Below are 25,090 nucleotides of genomic sequence, written 5' to 3'. Positions count from 1 at the left end.
ACCAAACGTGGAGAAACCAGACAACGATGCCTTCCTCCACCTCAATCAGGAGGAAGACCGTTGTGTACTGAGCAGTGAGGCGAGGTCTTCACTTTCTGGCATCATGTAGCTATAGAGAGCACCCAGAGCCATGCTAGTGAGCACAATGAGCAATACCCAGAATCCCCATTCCTGGCTGTTGAGGGTGGTCGGAACCGGGGAACCAGCAAAGAAGGCACTCCAGATCGCGACAAGCGACGCCCCGATTCCTGCGATGGCTGCCAGGTGTAAGACCCAGGGAGCCACGAGCGCACAGGCATGTAGCTCGCGGCGGTAGCGCAGAAAGAGGATCATGCCAGCGACAAACAACCCGATCATCGCGGCATTCCAGACAACGGACGCGCCATTCATGACCACGAGAAAGATGGCAAGCGAGAATTGTTGATTGGTGGGGGCGAAGGCCGGTGCAAGAAAAAAGAGACAGGCGATGAAGAGGGTGTTTATTCCCGTCTGAAACCAGAGGGCATGGTATGGAACCCCTTGAGGGGAGAGCCGCGAGAACCAGGAAGGCAGTCGCCGATCCAGGCTGGCAACCAGCAAAAAGCGTGAAAAGAGCTGATTGTACACAGCCGTCGCACAGAGAAAATAGCCGATGAGCACCAGCGCGTTGAAGACCCCAAGGAGATGCCCAGGACCTGATCCAAACACACGCTCAAAGATTTCCGTCATGAAAGCAGGATTTCCCAGGTCTTGCGGTGGGACCACAACGAGGATGCCAAAGGTTGCCACCAGATAGCCTATCATGATAATACATGTCCCATAGAGTAACGCTCGGTTGCCTGCGTGGCGATGCTTCATTTCCACACCCATGTTCAAAGGGATGGCCACACCCAATAATGCCACAATCACGGTGGCAAAGACCGGGTAATTCTCACTCCCAATATGCCAACTTTGCGTCGAAAGGTTCCCCTGAATGGGATGCCCCGTTGCCAGCCAGACGAGGCCGGATCCCCCAAGGAGCAGCATCATCCCCAAATAGCAGGGAAAGATGACATATAACATCTGCTGAAACAGGCGGTGTGGAAGCCAGCAGAGGAGTTGAGCGACGAAGAGGACGACGAGTTCCACCAGGCCCTGCTGCCAGGGAAGCTGGAACCAGGAAGCATTGAGCAACTGAAGGCTACTGACAACGGCTCCGGCTTCAACGGTCAGCCCGATGGCTCCAGGCCACCAGTTGCAAAAGAAGCCCAGGAACGAATCCCAGAAATTGCCAAAGGCGAGGTGAAACCACTGATAGATACATGCTTCGCCTGGAAAGAGACGAAAGAGTTGCCCTGCAACCAGCGCACTGGGGAGCAAAAAGGTCAGGAACCCAATGATCCAATAGATGATAGAGGCGCCACCAGCCCCGGCAACGAGAGGGATATTGGTGACCAGGAGCACTGCGATCAGACAAAAGATCAGCAGGTCACGCGTGCGCAGCGTGCGTGGCAACAGGTGCTTCGAGGCAAGGGAGGCTGAGGGAAGCAGCCCCTGGCCTTCTTCCGGCAGCGTTGGCATCTCCGCCGTCGCTTGCTCGGCCAGCGCTTCAGGTGGCGCGGTCGTTAATGAATGCATACGAACGTATCCTCCTTTAAATTTAGGAATGGTGAGGTTTGCCGATCCAACCGGATCGGTAACACGCGTTTAAAATGGGGGACATCTGCTCACATGTCTTGTGGAGCAGGTCAGCGATCTCCTGTACTGTTCGCTGTCCGTCCACGAGAGCGAACGTCATCCGAGAGAGCCGATGCGAGCACGCTGGCATGTCCTGGAGAAGACGATACGGACGATCAGTTCCTGTCCAAGTACTGAGACCCTCTTGTTCCTCGAACGAGGGAGGGGAAGGCGCTCTCTCAGCAGGTTTCAGCCAGGACATGGCAGGCGGAAGAGATGGAACAGAGATGGTGTCTTGTTCCAATGACGTATTCTCCTGGAGTGGTTCTAAGGCCCAGGTAAATGGGCCAGATTCCTTGAATTGGCGCATGAAAGACAGAGAGTCTACGACGACAGAAGAGGCCTCTGCTGTGTCAAGGACACAGGTCGTGGGGTGTCCCTGGACCAGCGTGACGCGCGCTTGTCAGGAAGAGGAAGCCACTGGAGAAAGGTGTAACGTACCGTTTTGTTCGGAAATGGCAAGCAACTGGAACAATCCCCTGAGATCTGTCGTGTGCATGAGACCCTCTTCCATCTCCTTTCTGGTTAGAGCAGGCTTTGCGAGGCCAGTTCAAGTTGGCGTGCTTCTTGCTGCAAATGGGTACTGGCATCTTGGAAATGCTCTGTCATCTCGTGGGCGCTTTTCATCGCCTGGTCAATGCGCTCTAAGGTCATGTCTTTTGCTAAGCTTTCTCCCATCGAACGGGCAAGCGTTGCAATGTGGTGAATATCCTGCATGAGAGCCTGTTCAAACTCCTGCTTTTGTGAACTGGGAGGAAAGGCGTTGAGCAACTCCTGAACGCGCCTTTGGATACTCTGAGAGCCGGTGAAGATGAGACCACAATCTCGCATAATGGACTGGCGGCGGGCCGATAATCTTAGACTGGCTCCCGTCAAAATCGCGGTACTGGTGTTGTGTTCGGTTGCTATGTCTTGCGCCCCTTGAGCCAGATTCGTAACTGAACCTGTGGTATGAATAATTTCGCGCGTAGCTTTGCGAATAGGCCGGATAATGGGAAGTGCGGCCCAGGTGGCAACTAAAACAATCGCGACCACAAGAACCAGGAGCACTAAAATGGCATTGCGTCCAGCAAGGATCGTGAAGGTTCTCCCTGTGACCAGGAATGCGAGCAGGATGGTAGGAAGAAATGCCACACAGCAAAGTGCAAAGAGCAGACGGAGCTTGAGCCCCAACCCAGTTAGGAGTAATAGGGAAACTAAAGAGACGTTTGTCGGGTCATCGTAATGTAAGGACGCAGTTGTTTGATGACGATCTTCTTCTTGTAAAGAGAAGCCAGTGTTCATGAGATTACCCTTTCTATGAACGAATGGTATGGCTTACTGCAATGGTGGTTTCTTCTTGCGCCATGGCACACTGCGTTGGGTCACCACCCGCACTTCCCTCCCTCTCTCTCTAATCAGCAGATATTTTATATTTAAATAGTTATGATTAAATATAAATATTGCCTACTTGATTGTCAAGAGCAAAACAATGCCAGGAGGGAAGGCATGACTTTTCGGTCCTAAGCTTCTTCTGCGCTTCTCTCTTCAGGCGCATCTTGAAGAAGCGTCAAAAGAGGGACATGAAGGGCCTTCGCAATGATTGCTAAGGTCGCAACAGAGGTATCGGCTCGTTCGTCCTCCCATAAAGGCGAAATCGTCTCCAGCGGTAGCCCAGAGCGCGCTGCAAGTCCTTCGCGGTCAAGTTGTTGTGCTTCCGCAGTCTCGCGAACTCTCAATTGCCACCCTGTGTGTTTTGCACCCATCAGTATTCCTCCTCCTTGTCAGAAACATTACGCCATAGAGAAGAAACCTTTCCATGCGCAATCAAAGAACATCTCTGTCTTCGTGCATTCTTCAACATTTTCTTTGATTGAAGAAATGTGGTTTGTAATCAAACGATACTAGTTAAACATATATGTTTAACTGCTATGTACAAACTGTATCTTGTTTGGTATGCTTAGTAAAACAGAATGAAGAAAGAAGAAAGCATGGTGTGTGATCCCACCAGCTAGGACGCTATGTATCGATTACGCATCCAAGAAATTGCCGTTTCTAAAGGCATCAAACAGATTGACCTTGTTCGCCAGGCCAATATTTCTCTCGGGACGGCCCATAAACTCTGGAATAATCCCACAACAGACGTGCAGCTCTCGACGCTTGAACGGATCGCGAAGCTGTTACAGGTCCCTGTAACGCAGCTCATCGAAGATATTCCTGACGCTGCTGATAAATAGTTATCAGCAAGATTGCAGCTTCAGCCCTCAATGCACGTTATGTGCAAAGCACAACATACATATTTTATAGCATTTTTACATCTTTACGGTGCCGAAATTTGTGAAAGCATACGATATGATGCTCTCAGTTGCTTTGCAACCCATTTCACATGTTCAGGTGTATCCAGGTCCTCGATGCGTGCGAAATCCATCCATTGCCCCTCAAACTCTGATGCGCCAACCTGGGTATGAGCAGCTATGAGATAGAGAAAATCATAGTGGGAATGTGTCTGAAGATCCTCACAGAGAATTAAATAGGGCTGCGGATGCACCTGCGCATCACCAATCTGCATTCCAACACAAGCCTGCTGTCCCAAGAAATTGACCGTATATCCTGTCTCCTCTTGCACTTCCCTTCGAAGTGCCTCATCTGGAAACTCACCATCTTCAACGTGTCCACCAGGTGGAAACCACTGGTTCCCTTTAGGAATCAGTAACATCTGTGTTCGCGCCTCGTTAAGCACATAGCCAGTTGCGGTATAGTCGAAGCAATGACGCTTTATTGCCACCTGCAGGCGGCGATTGATGAGCGCGCGCCGGCTCTGCTCTGCAAACATAATTCCACGCAACTGCTCGATGAAAATTTGAGGCTCAAGCACGTAATCAACAGAATCACTGAGTATTTCATCAGCAGACGTGGAGCAGGCAAGCAATACCACCGAATCAGGATAGTCTTTGCGCCATCGGCTTCCCATATGCGCATCGCAGATTTGAAAAGCGTCCTGTTCAGAAGTCAACAGATTGGCTAGTAGTTCCGTCTTACTAGGAAGACATATCACATTTGGTGTGGTGAAGAGCACCTGTTGTATCTCATCTACGAGCGTGGTAAGGAATGAATGCTCAATAAGCAAAAAGATCAAGCTCCCCTTTTTTTCTTCCTTCATCTCTTTCTACTTCTCCTTTCTTTTCGTGCAATGATTATCTCTCATAGGCCTCATCACCCTCCTCTGAGAAAAGATCTTGCCCACAAGATGCCATGGTCTCTGCCAAACAATAACTCTTCTGTAATCGTTTGAGGCCATTTTGCATGGCGTCAGGCCACTGACGTTTCTGTGAACGCAACAACACCAGTGCGGCTCGCCACGCAACTGCAAAGCGTACGGCATGAGGAAGAAAATCTTGTTCTGCAGTCGTCAATGCGCGCCATTGGCGATAACCTTTCATACTTGCTCGTAGGCGTGCTCGATCCACGATATCAGGAAGATCACCTTGTGAATCACATTGTCCAAAGAGCAAAAATACTCCCAGATCCAATACTGCTGGGCCGAGGCCAGCAAATTCCCAATCAATCAGAGACGCTATACCCTCTTTAAAGAGTACATTAGGAACCCACACATCGCCGTGTACCAGCGTTTGCGGTAGCGATATCGGCAAGAAGACGTGCTCAAATGTGCGTTGTATCCACTTGTACAACTCCTGGTGTGCTTTTGGCACAGATGCAAGCGACAGAAAGCGCTGAAAGGATGCATGCATCGTTGTCTGATTCCAGCATGAGAATGGATGATTGGAAGGCAGTGGGAGCTGATGTAAACGCCCTAATGTGGCCCCAATATGCTCAAAGGTTGAGAGCGACTGGCCGTCTACGGTCCCTGGAAGAAACGATGTCATCAGCAAAGTCCAGTTTTCAGCACGGCATAACGCTCCACCGCGCGAGGGAATCAGCACAGGGGCAGGATAGTCCCATTGCTCAAGGTGGCGTAGAAGGTTCACACGGTGCTCAAGCCACTCTTCAAGCGACTGATGAGTATTCCAGGCAAACACATCATCGTGACGATAGGAATCGTGATAAGCTTGCAGTATACCTGACCAGTACTTGCTCTTCACCCGAAACAGGAAATATGTTCGCTCGGTACCAGGCCCTCGTCCTGCTAGCTCTAAGAACTGAACATCATTTTTCGGCACTTGCGGATACTGCACTCGCACCTGCTGTTGAAAGAATGTGTCATATTTCTCTGGTTTTATCATTTTTGTACTATCCTTCACCTTCTCATTGCATTCTCTATATCTTCAGCAAGAACAGGAAACCGCATAAGCTCCGCATAGCCAAAAACAATTTCGGGCGCTTCGTTGATTGGATGTGTGGCTACTTCTGTCCAGGCATGATACGCTTGTGTTCCTGAGCCATAGGAGAATCTCGCGCACGCCAGAACCAGTTGTGCTGGCAACCCAAGCGCACGCAGATAAGCACAGAGCCCTAAAGAACGTGGGATACACAGCCCCTTTGACTCTTCATTTTCTTCTAACGAAGCAGGAGGCCCAAATAGGAACAAAAGATGCATAGGTACCTGGCTTGTCAGCAATTCACGGCGCGCGAGAGATAGCATCTCATCTGACGGAAGCGACGAAAGAGCAGAAGAGGAAGGGCGTATCTGCTCAAGGAATCGGAGACAGGGTGCAATCCATCGCTCCTCTCGGCGATAGATGAGAAGTACATGTATTGCCTGTATGATTGCACGCATGCGTGCTCGGCAGGAAATATGAGGGCATACCATTGACATATTTTGCTTAGCAAAGAATATATCCCACGAGAGTCGTTGCCACGATCTGACCCAGAGAGGGGATTGCAACGCTGGTTGTACTATCACTGCCGGTCGTATCATGCTTGGGCGAGGCCTTGGGTACCCATGATCTGGTGATGCTCCCTGTTCAACGGTTGGTTCTAGAAGGCCAAGGTGCTCTAAGTGATCCTGGAACGCCTCAAGCGCCTGGCGGAGTTCTGTATCAGAGCCCTCAATATCCTGGCGAAGAAGCACAATGGCATCCTCAACCGTGTCTGTCGTGAGTAAGGCTGAACACAGAAGAGACTGACATGGGTCCAGTTCATAATACAGATCTGATGCGGCATTCACCAGAACCCCCATTTCGTCAACACGCGCAAACGCAACAAAGGGTGTCAACCGCACACGTGCTTGAGTATGCTCTTGTGATGGAAGCGCCTGGGTGTCTTCACCGCTTCTGCTCATCCTATCCTCACTCCTTCCTTCTGATACGTTTGTAAAAAACGCTCCACCATTGCTGTTGCGATAAGCGTATGATAATTCGCACGGATGAACCGATCCTGGCTGAGAACAACAAAAAGCTTCTGCTGATCAATGATGCCTTGACGGGCAAGGATGGTTTCTGGCTTTCCTAACAACTCAGCGAGTAAGTCCTTCTGAGATAAACAAAATTGCTGACCAACAGCATTGGGCCACATACCTCGACAACGCTGGACAATAGCCGCAGGTAAACGATGAGCAAACGCCAATCGCAAAGCTGGTTTTTGAATTTTCTGCCCTTGATATGGGATAAGACGATAGCTATCAGGAAGATGAGCCGCAAATGCTTGAATGGCTGGCTCCCTATATGGATGGACAGCACGGACCTGATATTGCCGCCAAATTGACTCCACCGCGAGATCTTGAGGAGAAAAGTCAAGTGTCGTTTCACTGGCAAAATCAGAGCAACACTCAATCGTTTTCATCTTCTCTAGATCACAATCGATCAGAAAATCGGCTTGCCGCGCGTGAGTCTGAGGCGTTTGTCCCGAAGTTGTTAGTGTACGAGTACTGATCAGCGAATGTGAAGCAAAAATACTCCGAAAGATATCTGAAAGAAACCAATTGGTAGAGAGAGTATGAAGCAGCACCGTGCCTTTGTCTCGTAACGGAACGGGATCACGCAGAATCTGCCCAAGAACATAGGACTCGCGTGGGCCAAAGGTAACATCACCATATCGTCCCGTCACCAGCACATGCACCTGATCGCTCGCAAGTTTCTGCGCAATTTGCTCAAACCACCTAAGCGCAGGATGTCCATAAGGATGAGGAGCTGCGTTATAGCTAGAGAGGGTGAGATAGTCAGCGCCAGTACTTCCAACAACTGTATGCAGTGGAATCTGCAAAGCATCGCAGACCGCTTGTGCAAAATACGCTTCACTTGCAGATGGATGCTCAAACTCAATATGATAGGCGACCACATCTGTGCCCAGTTCGGCAAGAGCTGCGGCAAGGGCCGCAGAATCAATCCCGCCGCTAAGAAGCACGCCTATTTTCTGTCCCAATCGTACCAATGGCCGCAAAGCATCAAGCAGTGTGTCATGCGTAAGCGCAGCCCAATCTTCTAAGGTGATACAATGCGGAACAGGAGCGGCTGTCGGTTTTGAGAGAGGGAACACCTGTTCACTATGAGGTGTCAACACAACAGCTGTACCAGCTCGAACCCAGGAGAGATGATGATAGACAAAGGCATCATCGCCTCTACAGCATGCAGTAAGTGCAGCAGAATCCAGAGCGTCTCCAGGCTCAACGAGGTCTGAAGGGTTTGTAGACCAGGAGAGACTCTCCCCATGCCTTCGATAAAATGGAGTTTCATTACTAGTTTCAGTTTTGAAAAGGACAACCTTTTCCTCTGAAACCCAACATCCTGCCAGATCATGTAGACGGTCTTCACAGAAAAGCTTTTGTTCAGTGAGAAGACTCTGAGGATCATGTTGGCTCATAAGCCTGGCGATTGTTTCCGAAGATGTAATTCCCGCAAGGAAGAGCCTATTTTCTCGCTCAGACTGGTGGGTTGCTGTTAATTGATGAGCATACAATTGTTGGATCCCCAGATCCCCTGCTCTATCATACCGAGAACGAGAAAAAAGAGATGGTCTAGAAGGCTGATCATGTTCTACCATCTGTTGATAACGCAACTTCAATGAAGAGATATTATCGCCCCATGATCTTTTTATGCCAGCAAATCCTGCATGTAGTATATCCTGTAACATATATTACACTCTCCATTTTCAATGTCACGTTTCACCCAAGAAGCCAGGTACAGAAAAAGTTAAAGATGTCTTCACTCTGCGCGCTGGCCTCTTCTGATCTCACATATGAGAGCCAGTCATCACGAGCGTGATGACTGGCTCATGTGCGCCAGCTTACGCACGATTTTCATAGTAGCTATCATATTCCTTCGAGTTTCCGCCCGACCCCGTTTTTGCTTTGATGCGCCCGGCAGGCCGAATTGCTGCTGAGGTAAGCGCGAGCCGTCGTGAGATCGCTGCGGATACTTGCCCCTGTCCTTGTGTAGAAGAGGAGGTAACTTGATGCTGCATGTTAAGATACTCCTTTCGCGTCTTCATTCCCATCCTTCTCTTCGAAGAGAAGCGATAGGTACTCATAGTTCTGTCCCTGATCAATTCACTTCAGCCACATGAGGAATAAGGTTGACCAGGCATGAGCCGTCTCTCCAAGACAAACAGCTCATGTCTGCTACCTCTGTCCCGGGCATTACGCTTGAGCTGTCTCCTCGTTTTGTATCAGCCCGACATCTTCTGAAGACACAGAAAAGATGCGAAGAGGTGCAGAGAGGTAATCGATCACATCCTCATCCTGAAGAAAGTGCCGAATAACATTGCGAAATCTCTCTGATGATTGTGTCCGATCCCAAGAGAGAAGGAGAAACCCTTGCTTATCTACTTGTGTTTCCCCATACAAGGCGATACGTGCTTCCCCTGTTGCATCCTTACGCAGTTGAGCCGCTTCAATTTTATCGGACAGTTCGTCAACCAACGCTCTTCGTGCCTCTTTCCTACAGAGAATAAAAAGGCACTCTTTCGTCGTGTTCATCGTCTTTACCACGTCATCAGTAGCGATAATACCAATCATGATTGTGTTGCCATCCTTTGCTATCAGAGCTGACGCTGGCCGGAAGCTAAAAAGAAGTCAAACTGCGTCTGATGCGCATTCCATTCCGCAGTGAGACTAGAAACCACGGTTTGATACCTTTGAGGATCAATACCAGGCTCTTGCACAAACAGTGACTTCATTCCTTTAAAGGCCTCGCTCATATCGGTTGCGAGCAAACTTCCTAGTCGTTTACCCCATGATCCGAGAGGCAGCATCAGAATCTTGGTTTGGGTGTGTTGCAATTGCATTTGATGCAGGAAAGCACCAATATTGGTTGTAGCAGCGGCATTAATGCCGCGTGCCTTTAAACCAGATATACCCCGCGTTGCTGAGATATATTCGGTTTCAATCTGGTTCAAGAGCCGCGCTATTTCGCTTTGATTGGATGCCCTTTCCATTGCGTAGCCTCCTACGGTATCAGTCAAAGTGACTCACCCGAAGCAACCTCTCTAGAATCTCAGGGTGGAAATTAATTTGTTCTCTCTTATAAATCACTCAGTTTATTCGCGCTTCTTTGCAATTGTTCGTGAGCTAAACAGGTCTTCTCGACGACAAGTCATACTTATGTATGATGTACTAGCACGTTGTGTCCTACAAAACCATTCTGTTTTAATCGGGGCCGAAGCCAGGATGGATGCGCTGCCCAATAGGTGTATTCGTTGCTGTTTGGAGCAAGATTCTATACATCTCCCTTCCCCCGCTAAATGCCGTCCTACCGTGTAACCATCGCCTGTTTTGTACGATGTAGCCCTGGTGCTTCTGTAAAGCAAACACGATCTTGTGTTGGTCTAGTAGTTCCAGGAAAATGGGAAGGACGCTACTGACGGGGGCAGAGTAGTATCCCAGGCTATCATAACGGAATCTGATACAAAGTTTGCCACTAGGGAGTGTGCTAAAAATAGAACTTTCTAGCGGCGTTTCTGCACCGGCAAAGATAACTGAGCGTGGCTTAGCAAGCGTTTGAAGGACATATGGATGCCGTGTTGCGAGAAGTTGATAGATGTGCTTCCCATCAACGAAGAGAGATAAACCGCCTGTTTCCCCTGGTTCAGCGCACCAAAATACAACCAGTGTTGCCGGTTCAGCGATACTACTTCCATCGGTATGCAGCGTTAGGGCTGCATCAGTGAAAGCCTGGTAACTATCTTTAGGCAACAAAGCGTCATGTTTGACAATGCGCGTTACACCATATTCGTCTGAGTCCCGGTGTGCAAGAGATTTGCCTAATTTTGCGCAAAAAAAACGTAACTCTTCAACGGAGTGGATCTTATCAAAAGTGACCAGCCCCTTTGTCTCTAAGCTACTCCCAATTAGCTCTTCTGCGTTTTCCTGAGATATATCAATATAGAAAGTGTGAAAACTCACTGCCTTGCTCATGCCAGCTCCTTTTCATCTCTTATAGAACCAGGTATAAAAACTACTTCCTAGCATGAAAAGCATACTTTTTCTCTTAATGGGAGTCAAATGACAATTTGTCATGTTCTCTTGCTTATTTATCTTAGAGGGATTTGAAGAAAGATAAACTCTTGAATCTGCTGTGGGTGCAATATTAGGAGGGCTTCTATTGTTGAGCAGAAGGCACCTATGGGCCATGAACAGAGAGCCTATCTAGAAGTAATCTGGCTTCTTCTCCCAGCTTCTGAGCAGGTTGATGGGCATCGACAGTTTTTAATGCGCGCATAGCTCGCTGAACTTGATGCGGCAATTTATACAGCTCTGCTCCCATAAGAGCTGCTTGGAGCCTGGCTAAGCCATCATCGACTTTGCCGAGATGAAACATAGCCTGCGCTGTCGTTAATTGCGAAATAACATACCATTGAGGCGCAACAGGAATAGAAGTAAGCTGGCTCTGATTTTGTTCAAGCAGGCGGGAATGTTCGCTGATCTGTCCTAAACTGAGTAATCCACGAATATGTATTTCGTGGATCATCACGGGATTGAAGGTCGAAGTAAAATTTGTGGCTCGATTTTGAACATAGAGAACTGTTCGCATAACCTCGCCAAAGTTTTCTCTTTCTCCCATTTCGCCGTAGGTGCGGGCTAAAAGAGCTGCTACAGATCCCTGGGCAATGTTATCAGGGGCAAGAAATAGAGCCTTCTCAAGACACGCAAGAGCTTTTTCATACTGTTTATATTTACGTAGCTCGTTGCCATAACCCCGATAGATCTCCGCCTGTATAGGAGCATCCCCAAACTCATCTACAATTGCGGCAGCTTTTTTGAAAAATTCGACGCTTACCCATAATTCTTCTTCAGGAAGCAAGTCTCCTAAAAGAATGCCGAGCATTGCTTGAGCTGAGGCAAGAGTGAGAAGGAGACGGACGTTACTCTTATCTTGTTCAGCCTGAGCTTCTAAACGTAGAGTCAAGGGCCAGAGTTCATGTACGGCTGCATCAGCTCGTCCGGTTTCGCGTACTGTCTGACTGAGACGAATCACAGACGGCGCGATCTCTACCAGTTCTGAACCGGAAAAACTAAGCGAGCCATTTGGAGCGATGCCTAGCCATTGTTCGGGAATAGCGAGACAGTGGGCGATACGTGAGAGAACAGCAATATCTCGGAGCCCTTGACCATTTTCTAATTTGGAAATATATGATTGGTCAAAACCTAAGATCGTGGCTAGATCGCGTTGAGTAAGGTGATGAATGGAACGATAATGCTTGAGAACTTGTCCGACATCAGACAGATTAACAGGTTGGGTTTTCTGAACACTGTCGAGAATAGAACGAAGGGTAAACGTACCCTGGCGGGATGGAGCGAGAACAGGGAGGAGCGGAGATGTTGACGAATCAACACTCCGCCCGCTATCTTGACAAGGCCAGCAAAAATCAGAGAGATTATACCTGTTTAATCGAACGCCACATTTGCGGCAACACCTCTCAGAAATAGGTTGAAGACCTTGAGTAGCCATTGCTCACGCCTCCCACATGCGCACAAAAAAAGATGCCCTGAAACATATTTACGAGGTAATTGTACGTTGAAGATAAGCCAGCCAGGCCAAAATGGACTTTTTATAGCCCTCCGGCATCTGAAGGTCTGGAATCTGTTCGGGAGAGAACTGACCAACGGCTTTATGCTCCGGGCTATGCGTTACTTCGGCAAAAGGGGTAGGATAACAACCATAGGTGAGAATCAGCACATCGACGCCTTCAAAAATATGGTAAACCCAGGAATCAAGTAACGGGCCGGTTTGCGCTGTCAGTCCCAGCTCTTCTTCAATTTCTCGGATCACGCATACCTCCGGCGCTTCACCAAGTTCTAATTTCCCGCCTGGCAGTTCCCATTCGTCACGCTCATTTTTGAGCAAAACGACTTTGTCGTTATGATAGACAATCCCTTTGACGGAAACAGGGAAACGATACGCTTTATTGTCTTGTGGTACTGGATGCAAGGACGCCATAAAGAAGGTACACTCCTTTAGTTTTAATTTTGTGCTACGCACGTTATTTCATTCAGTAAAGTGCCTCCTGGATTATACCATGCAATGATGCATTCTGTTCCTCTAGTGGGTCATTTGCCCGCTCCGATGGCATTCTATGGCATTTGCGAGGGCCTTTCATGCGGTGTCACCGATTATCCAATACGGCTACAGATGGCAAGTGACCCACTAGGCTTTGGGTTATTTGATTGGCAATGGTTCCCGATGGTTGGCTCTTGTCGAGATGGCTCCGGCTGGTGGTAGCTCCCGTCGAGGCGGCTCTCGGTTGACTGGCTCCCGTTGATGGAGGCGCTCGCTAACTAGGTCCGGCTGGTCATAGTTGGCTCTGGATCGTCAAGGGCTGCTACTGGTTATGGGGCGTCGGCCTGCCAGCGTCGCGGGAGTGGGTTGTCCGAGGGGACTCTGGTGACTGGCTCCCGCAAGGCCCGCCGCATTGGCCGCTGAACTGCGCGGGCCTAGTGTGTGGCAGAGACAAAAGAGCGATGTGGGCTGGACCTCTTTCATAGACTCATCTCCCTGGAATTCCTTCTCGTATGGCTCATATCACACCTTATGCTGGTCGCTCTCATTCTTTTTCAAGCACCACAAGATGTTGCCATACAATAAATACCCGCCTCTCCTCATTGCGTGGAACAGCTACTTCAGAGAGAGCAGGTGTTCCCTCTCCTTTGTAGCGTTGGGCAAGAAATAGGGAACCTCATCATGTCCATGGCTGATTTGACGCTCTTGGTACTCTCACACCTTCGATATATGCCAATCTTGACTTCTTGTAAGGGATGACCTGACACACGTGCGATGGTCAAGCGTTTTAAAAGAAACATTTCGCCTTCTCCATATGAATATCAACTTAAGCATGTTGCGCTTATAGGCAGAGAAGAGCTTGCATCGAGCGCTCTTTTTGATAAAGCATCTTGCACAGTTTGAATGAGCGCTTGCGTCGTAAATGGTTTGGAGAGATAAAGATGAACACCTGCTAGACGAGCCTTGAGACGATCTACAACTCCATTATGGCGTGAAAGCATCATCATTGGCGTCTCCTTCCAGGCAGGTTTAGACCTCAAATACCGCGCGATCTCGTACCCATTCATCTTAGGCAAATCGATATCCAGGATCACCAAGTCAGGAATCTGAGTACCAGAGATCTGAAAGGATTTCACTGCTTCTACCCCATCGGGAAAGCTTTGGACAGAGAATCCTTCTCGCCTCAACGTAATTTCAACGATCTTACGAATCGTGGTTGAATCATCAATAACCATAACAAAAGCACTCATAAACGTCTCCCAACCAATTACACTAGAATGAGTTGTGTATTAGCTATAGAGATCTTACCTGATGTAGCGGAGAAGCATAGGAAATCAATAGAAATTTGCACACAAGTTGCGCTTGCTTGCTTGATGGCAAATAGAGGAGCGGTACGTGGTTTTGTAAGAATATACCTAGAGGCTGCCTTGCAGTGTTTGCAACAAGTCTTTTACTCTCATATCATGAGGATGATTCTGAGCAATTTTGAACGCGAGGACTTCACTACGACGGATATTATAGAGTGACTGAGTTGAGCAGGCAAGCTTCCAGCCTTCTGAAAGATAGAAGCAGCAACTTAAATCTTTACTTGCATAAAGTGCTTCAGCATATTGAATAGAAAGGCGCGCTCTCATCCTTGTCATATTTAAGTCAAGCTTTTCTTCAAGCTTTTCATAGTATTCAATAGCATTAGTAGTCTTGCCTATGAGAGCATGACATTGGGACCAGCAATCTTGAATGGCTCGTTCTGTACAGCGCGTTGAGTGACTAAGGAGCAATTCATCGTCTTCATGGTCAACCTCACTCATCAGTCTTCGTGCTTCTGATAAGGAAGTCAAACAATTTGTATCACTTAACATACCTTGAACTTCTGCATAACCTATGGCGAGGTAGGCTCTTAGGACTGCTGGTGAATGTTTCGAGATTTCACGTGCTACTTCATACAACTTCAATGCTTCGTTGAGATGCCTCTGTTTCTGTCTTTCAGCCTTAGATTGGTTTTGGTTACTCTGAGTAAGACGGCATTGAATAAGATGTACTCCAGCTAAACGCCCGATTGCTAAAGCATTTAATTCGGTACTTTCCCCTTGCTGTGCTAAAAGCGAAGCTTCACGAAAGCATTTCTCGGCTGCTGCTAACTGGAGTTGATCACGTGTAATCATGCCCTTGATTTGGTAGTTATGGCTAAGTATGGATAGTACTGTATTTTTTTCTTTGGAGGTGCTTGTTGTAAATGCAAATTGAGTGAGCCGTTGGATGTGAGCATCCAGGTTTTTATCAGCTGCTAATGTACTACCAAGATAATAAAGGTCCAATCGCATTCGTAAATTATCGAGAAATGTTTCTAGCTCACCTAAGTTTGCTTCTCCTAATCTACCCGTCTCAGCTAAAGGATAGTAGGTAGGAACTTGTATCAAAGTGCTTTCTGATAAATCAAGGCATTGTGGCGGGATTTGTAATGTCCATGCGAGTGTACGACGTAGACGAATATCCTCGATAAAATCCTGTTGTTCAAGTTTAACAATGGTTCTTCTGCTTTTGCCAATGCGTCGCCCTAGCTCTTCTTGTGAAATGCCTAACTGGCTTTCACGATATTTTTGTATAAGTTTCCCATGATGGTTAGTTGCTCGCATGTTAATATTTGTCCTGATGGCATATGATGCAAAATACAATGTATTGATTACAAGGATATGCTAACATAATTCAAACATATTCTCAATATTCTTGAGCGTTTTGTTTGCATCTAGGGCAATTTGTATGCTTTCCAAGTAATTTGGTTCGTGACAAAAGTTGTGTTATCATCTCGAAAAAACCTATGTTTTACAGTCGAAGATGTGAAGGAACGATGCTACATATGAGTCAAGCTATTATTCATATAGGGGTAAGTGGGCATCAACAGCTAGGCAATGAAGCCACATACCATTTTGTAAAGCAACAGTTTTCTAAGCTAATTCGAGAGCACCAAGAGCAGGGGAAACAGGTTGTGCTCTATTCTGCACTTGCTCTGGGCGCCGATCAGCTTTTTGTGCGGACCGCTCTCGAATTGAGCGTTGCTGTTGAGGTAGTAATTCCCTGTGAGCAGTATGAAAGTATTTTTACTGAGCCTGCTGATCGAGAGAATTATCATCGCTTATTGAGCCTCTGCCAAGATATTCATTATCTTCCCTCAAAGGAGTGCTCCGATGATGCTTATCTTTTCGCTGGTCAATGGATCGCAGACCATAGTGATCTTATGGTTTTGGCATGGAATGGCCAACCTGCGAAAGGGCGTAGTGGTACAGGGGATATAGCAAACTATGCTCGCTCCATACATCGTCCATTTGTTCATTTGCATACAGGGAAACATGTAGTTACCATGTGTGGTGGTGTTTCTCTTCGAGAGAGGGAACAAAAATCCATATCGCCTAAACGCGACTTTATAACATCAGAAAAGGTTATCTATCAGGGGAAAACGATACATGTTAATCAGTATCAATTACAAATGCCAGATGGACGCATAGTAGTGCGCGATATCGTTGAGCGGCCTGAAAGTGTATTGGTTTTGCCCGTAAGTACAGACAACATCGTTATGCTGATAGAAGAGTATGATTTAGGAGCAGGTGTCTGGCAGTTGACGTTACCTGGTGGAAAACTCGAAAATCCTTCGGAGTCTGACAGTGTCTTTGAGCAAGCGCAGCAAGAACTGAGACAAGAAATTGGATATAAAGCAGGAAGATTAGAAAAACTGCTTACCAGTTACAGTCATCCTGGGTATGTTTCTCATAAAGTACATTTCTTGGTCGCGTATGATCTTGAATGGTCTCCCTTAGAAGGCGATACAAACGAAGAAATACGAGTTCATACCTATACTCTACAAGAAGCATTAGCATTAACATATGATGATTTACGTTGTGATCCTGAAGCCGCTTTAGCACTCTGGCTATACACGGGAAAAAGTCGAAACGAGAAAAAACTTCTCTAAAGGAGTCTCACTTGCGAGTATCAATTCCTGTTGATGCATCTATTGATTTGCACATGCATACCACCTATAGCGACGGACGCTGGTCCGCAGAGGAATTGCTCGCCTACGTTGCGCAAGAAGGTTTTGATGTGATCGCGGTGACCGATCATGATCGCGTTGAAATGGTTGCGAGTATCCAACAATTAGGGAAATCAAAAGGGATACATGTACTGGCCGAAGTGGAGATTAGCGCAGAGTGGCGCGGTATGATGGGAGATGTCCTCTGTTATGGTTTCGATCCTCATGACAAAGCGCTGGTGGCAGTCACCGATAGAGTGCGAGCGGGCCAAAAAGCAAATGCAGAGGAAGTCTATGAGGAACTGGTACGTCGAGGCTATCAGTTTCCACGACGAGATGAAATTTTAAAGGCAAAGGGAGGCGAGTTACGTGTGGCTGGTGACAGTGCGAATCTCTTAGTCAAACATGGATATGTACCTGATTGGTCTACTGCCTTAGATCTGATACGTGATGCAGGGTACAGAGAAATCAAAGTGGATATGGCAGAAATAGTAGATACTGTCCATCGCAGTGGTGGCATTGCGTTCATTGCGCATCCTGGCCGTGGGCAACATGAATCACAAGAGTTTACCTTTTATACTCCAGCTCTTCTTGACCAGGTGCGTGCCGAGATCCCGCTTGACGGGATAGAGGTCTACTATCCCACACATACTCCTGAACTGATTGAAACCTACCACGCATACGCACAGCAACAAGATTTACTTATAAGTGCTGGCTCTGATTCACATGGCCCTCCAGGTCGTATGCCCATCAAACACCATGCAACGCTTTGCCGTTCCCTGCTTGAGCGATTAGGGATTGACACGAGAAGTTAGGAGAAGTAATGCATTTTTCATTTTGGTGCAGGTGAGGTATGGGGCACTTAACAGTAAAATTGGATATGAAAGTGTTGATTCCCACTAACTTTTTGCCAGAAATAGGCTCTGAATTGGATTGGCTCAAGGCAATTGGTAGTGATATTGTTCAACTTAATGGTTTAGCTTGGAGGAAGGAACGAGAATTTCTTGTATAAAGCATGTACTCTCGTAAATTAATATGAATGAAGGACAAAAGGTTCTTTGGGCTATTTCTGCAATAACGCTAAGCTTCATTTTTATTTGGCTGCTCTTTTATACGCGAGGAAAACGCTTCGCGCTGAGAGACAAACTCCAAAAAGTTGATGCCATCGTCGTACTCGCCGGGACGCGAGGAAATGTTGAGTTTCTGCACAAAAAAGTAGAAACCGCAGCTCGATTATATCGTGACGGCTGGGCGAAACACATTATCTGCGGAGGGAAATTCAGCGCTAAAGTGACGGACAGCCCGCAACTCATGTCGCAGGAAGAATTGCGGCTGGCGGTTGATCAAGGGCGTATTCAGGAAAAAGACATTGCGCGGGCTGCTGCGACCTGGGATATTGCTTTAGGCGCGCGATATATGCGCGACAAAGCTATGGCATACGGCGTTCCTGATGATGCCATTGTTCTCGAAGAGGAGTCACTTCACACGCGCGAAACGGCTGAATATGTGCTTGATATTGTACAAAAACACAAATGGTATAAAATTATTCTGGTAACATCGCCTTTTCACCAGTTGCGTACTTATCTCACATTTGCCAAAGTTTTTCTCCCTTATGACATCCAAATTAGTAACTATTACGCGGATTCAGACTCGTGGCACCCAATGGCTTGGTTTTTGTCTAAATCGAATCGTGAGTTGCTCGATAGTGAAATGAAGCGCATCCAAATGTATAGGGCAAAAGGTGATCTCCTGTGAAGATGGATTTCTTTCTTGCCAAAGAAACGTAAAAAGTTTCAGGCGAGAGCACCAGCAAACTTCCTAATTGCCTAAATGTTTTCTCCACTCTAGATCTTATAAGCTTGGGAGAACATATACCAAGCAACAATCGCGCTGATGTCATCTTCCTTTGCACGAATATGAGGTTGCTGTGAACGGTGATATGCAGCGCTTATAAGGCGTTGCGCACTGTGCTCTGGTGGCCCTTGGAGCACTTCTGCAATTTCTTCATCGGTGAGATTGTCATGGAGACCATCGGTACATATCACGATCCTATCGCCAGGAGTAAGAGCAAGAGAATATGGCTGAATGGGAGGGAAATCTGCCCAACCGACCGCACAGGTAATTTTATTTCTTCGGCGAAAGTGCGTCATATCTTGTAATGACAGATCGCCATCACGTGCAACTTGCTCGATACGCCAACTCTCCTCCTTTGTCAGAATCCCACGTCGAATAGCCCAAGGAAAATACCCATTATCTTCCGTCAAACGTTGAATTTTCCCTGATCTCAGAAGATAGGCGCGACTGTCCCCAACGTTGGCAATGGTCATATAGACTTCATCGTTTTGAAGTGAAAGAACTCCAACGGTTGCAGTGGTAGCTGGCCGTTTTTCCCCTGATGGAAGGTGGAGCGCAGCGATAACCGTATCTGCCTGCTGCAATACGGCTCGCAAGTGTATTTCAATCTGCGCTAGTGACTTCTGATGGTTCGTTGTCGCAAGATTTTTCCAGGACGCTGCAATTGTTCTTCCAGCAAGGCGAGATACTAATTGTCCCTTATCACGTCCACCGACCGAATCAAAAACACCCAGGAGCCCCGTGTCCTGATCGATGAAAATATAATCTTCACTCTGGGTGAGTTGCGCTCTCTTGTGATTGGCACTCTCAATCACAAATTGATTCCCAAGGATGTTCCTTAGGCATTGTTTAACCATATTGCCTCTGCCGTCTAGAATGTCTTCTTTTTGAGGCTTTCACATACTATGGGTAGAGTATTTCTGGCGTAAATACCATAGAGTTTTTACTCCTCAAAGGGCCATATGTTACCAGATGAAGTTATCAAAGAAAGATATTGCTTCCCGTCGACCATCTCCATTTCGAAGTGATACTGTGTAATCGAAGGCGTTCCACAATGGAGCCACAAACTATACGTACTTACCAGTTGGTTCCAAATTGAGTAGGCACATGAACGTATGCCATACAGTGAGACCTGGTGCGTTCGTTGATTGAAGACAAGATATCCCTGAGGGGAAGAGTATTGGTAGAAAATCATTTCTTGCTCTTTTGGTCGTTGAAACGTGTGAAGATCAGGAATACGTTTATAAAGAAAAAAAGAGAAATGATGATTTTCTCGCAACAGATTGAGTGGGAAGAGCGAGGGAGAGTGAGGAAACGAGGTAATGCACGATGCTCGCATATCGATCTGAATGTTCCGTTTAGCATAGTGTTCGTCGCGCAATACCATAAAGGAGGCGGGGCCTACAATCTGTCCCTTGAGCCCCTCTTCTTGTTTCTGGGCTTTGAGTATACCTCCGAGAGGTGCATATCGCGGCTGCAAAACGCAAACAAGAATCCCTTGAGGCTTCAATTGTTGCATCCACGCGAGAGGCACATGAGGGGAGCTTGCCGTGACAACGATACGGTCGTAAGGGGCATTTTGGTGATAGCCAGCACTCCCATCGCCAGTAGCAATTGTCATTCCATCTTCGTTGCCTACTTCTTTGAGAGCTTGCCTTGCTTCTTCCAGAGCAGTGCTATCTATATCAATGGTTGTTATGAATCGAGGATCTTTGGTGAGTTGAGCAAGAAGCGCTGCGTTGTACCCTGTTCCGGTTCCAACTTCTAATACCTTCATACCTGCTTGAACATCCAATACATCAAGCATACGAGCCATCACACTCGGTTGGGAACTCGAACTTAAGGTGCGCCCATATTCATCGACGCGTGTTACTAATGGCTGATCTTTGTATATGTGTTCATACCACTCTCGCGACTCCTTGCGTTCATAGCGCGTCCATTCGCGGGTTCCGGCACGATGCACATAATAATGAGAGAGAAAGGGATGGCGAGGAACCGTTAAAAAGGCTTCTGCGACGGATGGCGAAAGATCCTGAATGGCTTGGATGTTGGAAACAAGCCGTTGTTGATGTTCGCGAAAAGTTATTGTATCCATATACTGCTCTTTTTTCTCTCTATGACGATTTCCCTGTTACTAACAAGTCTACCAGCGCTTCTGTAAGAGGTAAACCTGTATGATTCTCAATCCAACCCCATTGTCCATAGGGGTTGAGCTCCAAAAATACATACTCGTTTTGAGGAGTCACGATTACATCAATGGCTGAAAATTCTAAGTCAAATCGATGTACTAGTGCGAGGCTATGCTCTTCAATCTCTCGGGGTAACTGATGAATACGATACGATAACTCCTCATATCCCATGCGGAAGTCAATTTTTGCTCGCTCGCTCTGCTGAGAATGAATTTCAGCAGCGAATACACGTGATCCTATCACGTTAATTCGCAATTCAAACGCTTTTGGGATGTATTGTTGAAAGAGCGTGGCCGTGGATGTAATAGATGGAGCATGTTCTTGTAATGCTGATCGCGTCATTTTGGTTGTGTAGATTGCACCACGCCATGGTTCCCCTTTCTTTGGCCGAGGGATACCCTGGTTAAACGGTTTATAAATAACTTCTCCCTGGCACTCGTCAAAAAAACAAAGTACAGCTTGTGGATCATTAGTAATAAGGGTTTTGGGAATACTCCAACCGAGCTGCCGCGCATATTCAAGCTGCTTAGGCTTGCATTCGGCTGCTGCGATTGCGTCTGGAAGGCTGACCCACAAACAAGAAAGGCTCTGCAATAAGCCGCCAAATCCTTTGCGAGCCTCGGCTCTCGCATACTCATATCCCGTTTCGGACATTGCGGGGAAAGCGTATGTTTTGGTCGGTCGACGATACCAGATACTACAAAATTCCTCCAGGTGATGATGAGAGTCTCCCAAAAGAAATGTTCCTTGCCAACCATCCTCATTTCTATCGAGTCGAGCAGCAACTCGAAGAAATTGAGGAAAGTCGGCAGTATCGAAACGTAACCAGGGGATGCGCCGTCTTTGAAGTTCACTGACGACGCGTTCCAAATGGTCATCGGTTGGACGTGAATAGATGCCAACAAGAGGTTTCATTAGTTACTCTTTTATGCTTTTCTGCTGTGTTAGAACAAACATCTCTTTCTTGTGACACTCCGCATCGGCTAAAGCCGAGCAGCTTCTGACACTGTGCCGTAGTCGGGTTCGTGAGACAGGTGGCGTAGCCACTACTCAAAGTGAACCCGTAGTTGGGACGCAATATCTGGGAAAGACGCGCCCATCCGGCGCCTTCTCCCCTGGGCGGTGCCATGCCCGTTGGCATGATCTCCACGCCTGGCCGCAGGGATGGATGGTCCCATCTGGCGTTTGGCATCCTGGGAGATCCCAACACCTGAGTCTTTCGACTCCCTCTTCGCACGTTGCGAACGAGCATGAGGCTTTTCCTTCAACGGTTCTTGCGTCCGCTCGATCAAGCGCTGTCCGACACGGATACTGGCATTGCGGTCGGCATGATCGCGCATCTGGCATTGTGGGCACAGACAGAGTGCGGCACCGGAGGTGTAGCCTTCCACAGGGTGTCCCTGGTTATAGCGAATGACAGCGGCGTGACAGCGATGGCATTCTCTGCTCGTATTGCGCGGATTCACACGGCAGGTGATGATGCCGCCTGCATGCCAGGCTTTGTACGTTGCGTAGCGGAACATGCGCCCCTTCATCCAGTAGGCGCGTTTGCTATTGCTCCGGCGCGAATACGTGCCCTTCTCCGGTTGCAGGTTGCCCAGATGTTCAAAAACCAGGATGCTCGTCTTGTGCTCGCTGGCGAACTGGACAATGCGAGCGCTCACCAGATGCGCGATCTGCTCGTCCACGTGCCTGATCTTCGCCCAGAGGTCGGCATTGTCCTGTTCGTTCTCGGCGATGAGACCAGTCTGTGATCGGTTGCGTGCAATGCGTCCAAGCAGTTGTTTCCTACAGCCCGATACCGCTGTGCCATTTCCGATGAAGGACGTAGCCAGGATGGTGCCGTCAACTGTCTGGACACTGCACACAGCGAGATGCTTGTCGAGATTGAGATCCACCGCACAGAGACGTGTCTGGGCGGTGGTGAGTTGCTCTCCGCTCTTTGCGGGAGTCTCGAAGGTCTTCTCAATGGGAGTATGCAGCCACCAGCGATCCCCCTTGCGAACAAGCTGTGGACTGCCCATCGCGTACCCATCGGGGAGCTCGCGACCGAGGATGTGGACTTTGAGCCAGGACCAGCACGAGCCGGTCCAGACCTTGAGCACGATACCATGCGTATGACGCTCATGCCAAAGGCTTGCGTAGAAGGGAACCGACTTGTTCCATGATCGGGGTGGGACTGGTGGCCGCTCCCGAAACGGCCTCTTCTTGCGCTTTTTCGTGTGTTTGGCTTCGTGTTTCTGCTTCCGTGCTCGCCATGTTTTGAGGGAGGAGAAAAATGCGCGGGCCGAACCAAGGGCCGCATTGATGGCGGCGCGTCTGAACATCGCCGGGATATCTGGCGCGAGATCGGTGAGCGGCATGATCGGATGGGGGCTAGACTCCGTTGCATGCGTGAGTTTCTCCAGGGCCGTGAGGCTCTCTCCCTGACACATTTTAAAAACGTAGCGAAAAGCGCCATCCAGAAGCATGTTTGCGGAAAGGGAGGCAGTGAACCAGGTCAGCTGGGTTGCTTGTTCGACGCAGAATATCCAACAGCCAGAGGCGTCCGAGACGAAAGATGCCTTTGTCACGCCGATCAGTACGATCAAAACGATCTCGTTTGCCATGATGCATGCACGAGGCAGCCAAATGACTGACCCACCACATCGCCAGAAAAAGCGCCAGCAGCAAACGATTGAGGCGAGCTTCTTCCTTGACCAAACTGGCTTCCAATGTCCAGCCGCGACGTTTGCTGTCCTGAAAGGTTGACTCAACACGCATGCGTAATGCATACTCGTTCACCCGCCGTTTGCCGGCTTTCAGGTCGGAAATCAGGATCCAGCCTTCCTCGCAATCGGGCATCCAACAGGCACTCACGTAGGTTTCGATCGTGTCCTCTTTCCAGACTTTTGCCCATCCATACCATTGCTGTCCCCTTTTGTGCACAAATGCATCAAAACGGGACCAGGAACTCCAAGCGTCGCCCATCTTGCGCTGACAGGTATGTTCTTTCGAGACACGTAACAGATAGTGCCACTTGCGATCGCGACAGAGCTTGACCAATGGGAAACCTGCCAAGCCTCGATCCGCGAGCAAGGTGCAATCCGTCCCGGTCAGATGCAGGATGGTGCGATCCAGCAGCCGTGCCACAATGCTCCATTGTTTCTCTTCCCATTTCTCTTGAGCTGGCATCACTGCCCATGCGACGGGCAAGACCCGTGAATGCACGAGCAGCCCCAGATAGACGATGGTTGCATCGTCGCGAAATGGCGTGCAATCCAGCACGAACCGCAGCGACTTCCCGCGCCAGAATACCAATACCTGCGATAAAAAATCGTCCCAGACGTTCGTGACCACGACCCGATCATTGGCGAGAAAACGGGCAAGCCTCCGTTCGATGCTGGTCATCTTCGCTGGATCGATACCATGCAAACTGATACCTTCGGCCACTCGTTGCAGCACAGCATTTCCTGTGAACACGATGCCGATGACAAACAAGGCAAGCGTTTTCTTTTGATGCCCATGGATCTTTGGAAACAACTCCTTGACTTGAGCGCTCCATCGTTCCCATAATACAGCGGATGCATCCATTGAGGCCGTTCCTCCGAGAATGATTTTTGCTTTCTTCTCTTTGGACGGTCTCTTTTTCTGCTCGCTTCCTCTCTAGCTAAAATGTGTCAGGGAGAGAGGGGCCGTGAGGGCCTGCTTGTTTTTGAGTGAAAGGAGACCCTCGTGCGCCTGAATACAGTCGAAATAAAAGGCCACGACACGATTGAAGAGGGCCTGATTTGCCGCGAAGTAGGCAGCATACTGCGGCGGATAGTGCAACGCCTGCCTGATGGTTTTCGTGGCTTTTGCCATTTTCAGGACCTCCTCTCACAAAATAGATGGTATCTCTCGTAGAGCATACTCTGCTGATGTGAAATTGTCAAACATGTGTTCTATGAGTACCAGGTTTGATAAGGGCTCAAGCCCAATAACAC

General features: G+C 48.3%; 26 protein-coding genes and 1 pseudogene. 4 read left to right on the top strand and 23 right to left on the bottom strand.

Features of this window, described 5'->3' with window-relative positions:
- Positions 1 to 45: 45 nt before the first annotated feature.
- From KRAC_RS17860 to KRAC_RS17850, 4 genes are all read right to left on the bottom strand, one after another.
- The gene (locus tag KRAC_RS17860) at positions 46 to 1,596 is read right to left on the bottom strand and encodes an APC family permease (RefSeq protein WP_007909410.1); all 1,551 of its coding nucleotides are present in this window, start codon (positions 1,594 to 1,596) and stop codon (positions 46 to 48) included.
- Positions 1,597 to 1,618: 22 nt separating this feature from the next.
- Positions 1,619 to 1,939 (bottom strand): hypothetical protein, encoded by a 321-nt coding sequence (locus KRAC_RS73755; protein WP_169460908.1) that lies wholly within the window; start codon positions 1,937 to 1,939, stop codon positions 1,619 to 1,621.
- Between the two features lie 281 nt (positions 1,940 to 2,220).
- Complete coding sequence (locus tag KRAC_RS17855) at positions 2,221 to 2,979, bottom strand: hypothetical protein (protein ID WP_007909408.1); 759 nt, start codon at positions 2,977 to 2,979, stop codon at positions 2,221 to 2,223.
- A gap of 218 nt (positions 2,980 to 3,197) precedes the next feature.
- Positions 3,198 to 3,440 (bottom strand): helix-turn-helix domain-containing protein, encoded by a 243-nt coding sequence (locus tag KRAC_RS17850; protein WP_007909406.1) that lies wholly within the window; start codon positions 3,438 to 3,440, stop codon positions 3,198 to 3,200.
- A gap of 255 nt (positions 3,441 to 3,695) precedes the next feature.
- On the opposite strand from KRAC_RS17850, the gene KRAC_RS17845 reads away from it, so the two are divergent.
- On the top strand, positions 3,696 to 3,911 hold the full coding sequence (locus tag KRAC_RS17845; RefSeq protein WP_007909404.1) for a helix-turn-helix domain-containing protein: 216 nt from the start codon (positions 3,696 to 3,698) through the stop codon (positions 3,909 to 3,911).
- Positions 3,912 to 3,994: 83 nt separating this feature from the next.
- Here the strand turns inward: KRAC_RS17845 and KRAC_RS78315 are convergent, their stop codons facing one another.
- The 13 genes from KRAC_RS78315 to KRAC_RS17785 all read right to left on the bottom strand — a co-directional run bounded on the left by KRAC_RS78315 (position 3,995) and on the right by KRAC_RS17785 (position 15,697).
- A complete protein-coding gene (locus tag KRAC_RS78315) occupies positions 3,995 to 4,834 on the bottom strand; it encodes an NUDIX hydrolase (protein ID WP_007909402.1) in 840 nt (279 codons plus the stop codon).
- Positions 4,835 to 4,868: 34 nt separating this feature from the next.
- Positions 4,869 to 5,915: a phosphotransferase gene (locus KRAC_RS17835; RefSeq protein WP_007909400.1), complete on the bottom strand. Its 1,047-nt coding sequence runs from the start codon at positions 5,913 to 5,915 to the stop codon at positions 4,869 to 4,871.
- A 14-nt stretch (positions 5,916 to 5,929) separates the two neighbouring features.
- Positions 5,930 to 6,229: a lasso peptide biosynthesis protein gene (locus KRAC_RS79505; protein ID WP_157506774.1), complete on the bottom strand. Its 300-nt coding sequence runs from the start codon at positions 6,227 to 6,229 to the stop codon at positions 5,930 to 5,932.
- 680 nt (positions 6,230 to 6,909) lie between these two features.
- The gene (locus KRAC_RS17825) at positions 6,910 to 8,700 is read right to left on the bottom strand and encodes an asparagine synthase-related protein (RefSeq protein ID WP_007909398.1); all 1,791 of its coding nucleotides are present in this window, start codon (positions 8,698 to 8,700) and stop codon (positions 6,910 to 6,912) included.
- A gap of 153 nt (positions 8,701 to 8,853) precedes the next feature.
- Positions 8,854 to 9,030, bottom strand: coding sequence for a hypothetical protein (locus tag KRAC_RS71300; protein WP_157506771.1), 177 nt, complete (start codon positions 9,028 to 9,030; stop codon positions 8,854 to 8,856).
- Between the two features lie 175 nt (positions 9,031 to 9,205).
- Positions 9,206 to 9,583, bottom strand: coding sequence for a hypothetical protein (locus KRAC_RS17815; protein ID WP_007909396.1), 378 nt, complete (start codon positions 9,581 to 9,583; stop codon positions 9,206 to 9,208).
- Between the two features lie 23 nt (positions 9,584 to 9,606).
- A complete protein-coding gene (locus KRAC_RS17810) occupies positions 9,607 to 10,002 on the bottom strand; it encodes a hypothetical protein (RefSeq protein WP_007909395.1) in 396 nt (131 codons plus the stop codon).
- A 211-nt stretch (positions 10,003 to 10,213) separates the two neighbouring features.
- Positions 10,214 to 10,981, bottom strand: a complete 768-nt coding sequence (locus tag KRAC_RS17805) for a TauD/TfdA family dioxygenase (protein ID WP_007909394.1) — start codon at positions 10,979 to 10,981, stop codon at positions 10,214 to 10,216.
- Positions 10,982 to 11,186: 205 nt separating this feature from the next.
- Complete coding sequence (locus KRAC_RS66080) at positions 11,187 to 12,515, bottom strand: helix-turn-helix domain-containing protein (protein ID WP_007909393.1); 1,329 nt, start codon at positions 12,513 to 12,515, stop codon at positions 11,187 to 11,189.
- A gap of 48 nt (positions 12,516 to 12,563) precedes the next feature.
- Entirely contained in the window at positions 12,564 to 13,004 is a 441-nt protein-coding gene (locus tag KRAC_RS17795) for an NUDIX hydrolase (RefSeq protein ID WP_007909392.1), read from the bottom strand.
- 372 nt (positions 13,005 to 13,376) lie between these two features.
- Entirely contained in the window at positions 13,377 to 13,547 is a 171-nt protein-coding gene (locus KRAC_RS71295; protein WP_007909391.1) for a hypothetical protein, read from the bottom strand.
- Between the two features lie 338 nt (positions 13,548 to 13,885).
- Positions 13,886 to 14,314: a response regulator gene (locus KRAC_RS17790; protein WP_007909389.1), complete on the bottom strand. Its 429-nt coding sequence runs from the start codon at positions 14,312 to 14,314 to the stop codon at positions 13,886 to 13,888.
- 165 nt (positions 14,315 to 14,479) lie between these two features.
- Complete coding sequence (locus tag KRAC_RS17785) at positions 14,480 to 15,697, bottom strand: helix-turn-helix domain-containing protein (protein ID WP_007909388.1); 1,218 nt, start codon at positions 15,695 to 15,697, stop codon at positions 14,480 to 14,482.
- A 221-nt stretch (positions 15,698 to 15,918) separates the two neighbouring features.
- Between KRAC_RS17785 and KRAC_RS61850 the strand changes: the two genes are divergently transcribed.
- From KRAC_RS61850 to KRAC_RS17770, 3 genes are all read left to right on the top strand, one after another.
- The gene (locus KRAC_RS61850; protein ID WP_007909386.1) at positions 15,919 to 17,025 is read left to right on the top strand and encodes an NUDIX hydrolase; all 1,107 of its coding nucleotides are present in this window, start codon (positions 15,919 to 15,921) and stop codon (positions 17,023 to 17,025) included.
- Positions 17,026 to 17,036: 11 nt separating this feature from the next.
- Positions 17,037 to 17,897, top strand: a complete 861-nt coding sequence (locus tag KRAC_RS17775) for a PHP domain-containing protein (RefSeq protein WP_007909383.1) — start codon at positions 17,037 to 17,039, stop codon at positions 17,895 to 17,897.
- Positions 17,898 to 18,117: 220 nt separating this feature from the next.
- Positions 18,118 to 18,837: a YdcF family protein gene (locus tag KRAC_RS17770; RefSeq protein WP_007909379.1), complete on the top strand. Its 720-nt coding sequence runs from the start codon at positions 18,118 to 18,120 to the stop codon at positions 18,835 to 18,837.
- An 89-nt stretch (positions 18,838 to 18,926) separates the two neighbouring features.
- Here KRAC_RS17770 and KRAC_RS17765 read toward each other — a convergent pair whose 3' ends face one another.
- The 6 genes and pseudogenes from KRAC_RS17765 to KRAC_RS17740 form a co-directional block, all read right to left on the bottom strand.
- Positions 18,927 to 19,793: a PP2C family protein-serine/threonine phosphatase gene (locus KRAC_RS17765; RefSeq protein ID WP_007909377.1), complete on the bottom strand. Its 867-nt coding sequence runs from the start codon at positions 19,791 to 19,793 to the stop codon at positions 18,927 to 18,929.
- Positions 19,794 to 19,879: 86 nt separating this feature from the next.
- A complete protein-coding gene (locus KRAC_RS61845; RefSeq protein ID WP_007909376.1) occupies positions 19,880 to 21,031 on the bottom strand; it encodes a methyltransferase domain-containing protein in 1,152 nt (383 codons plus the stop codon).
- A gap of 19 nt (positions 21,032 to 21,050) precedes the next feature.
- Positions 21,051 to 22,040: an MvdC/MvdD family ATP grasp protein gene (locus KRAC_RS17755; RefSeq protein ID WP_007909375.1), complete on the bottom strand. Its 990-nt coding sequence runs from the start codon at positions 22,038 to 22,040 to the stop codon at positions 21,051 to 21,053.
- Positions 22,041 to 22,171: 131 nt separating this feature from the next.
- Entirely contained in the window at positions 22,172 to 23,560 is a 1,389-nt protein-coding gene (locus KRAC_RS17750) for a zinc ribbon domain-containing protein (RefSeq protein WP_007909374.1), read from the bottom strand.
- A gap of 1 nt (position 23,561) precedes the next feature.
- Entirely contained in the window at positions 23,562 to 24,698 is a 1,137-nt protein-coding gene (locus KRAC_RS17745; RefSeq protein WP_007909372.1) for a transposase, read from the bottom strand.
- A gap of 81 nt (positions 24,699 to 24,779) precedes the next feature.
- Positions 24,780 to 24,968: pseudogene (locus tag KRAC_RS17740) on the bottom strand (RNA-guided endonuclease TnpB family protein); the annotation flags it as partial.
- Between the last annotated feature and the right edge of the window lie 122 nt (positions 24,969 to 25,090).

Origin of the sequence: Ktedonobacter racemifer DSM 44963 (genome assembly GCF_000178855.1) — a bacterium.
Taxonomy (GTDB): domain Bacteria; phylum Chloroflexota; class Ktedonobacteria; order Ktedonobacterales; family Ktedonobacteraceae; genus Ktedonobacter; species Ktedonobacter racemifer.
The sequence above is the reverse complement of the archived record's forward strand: the minus strand, read 5'-3'. Positions and strand labels throughout refer to the sequence as shown.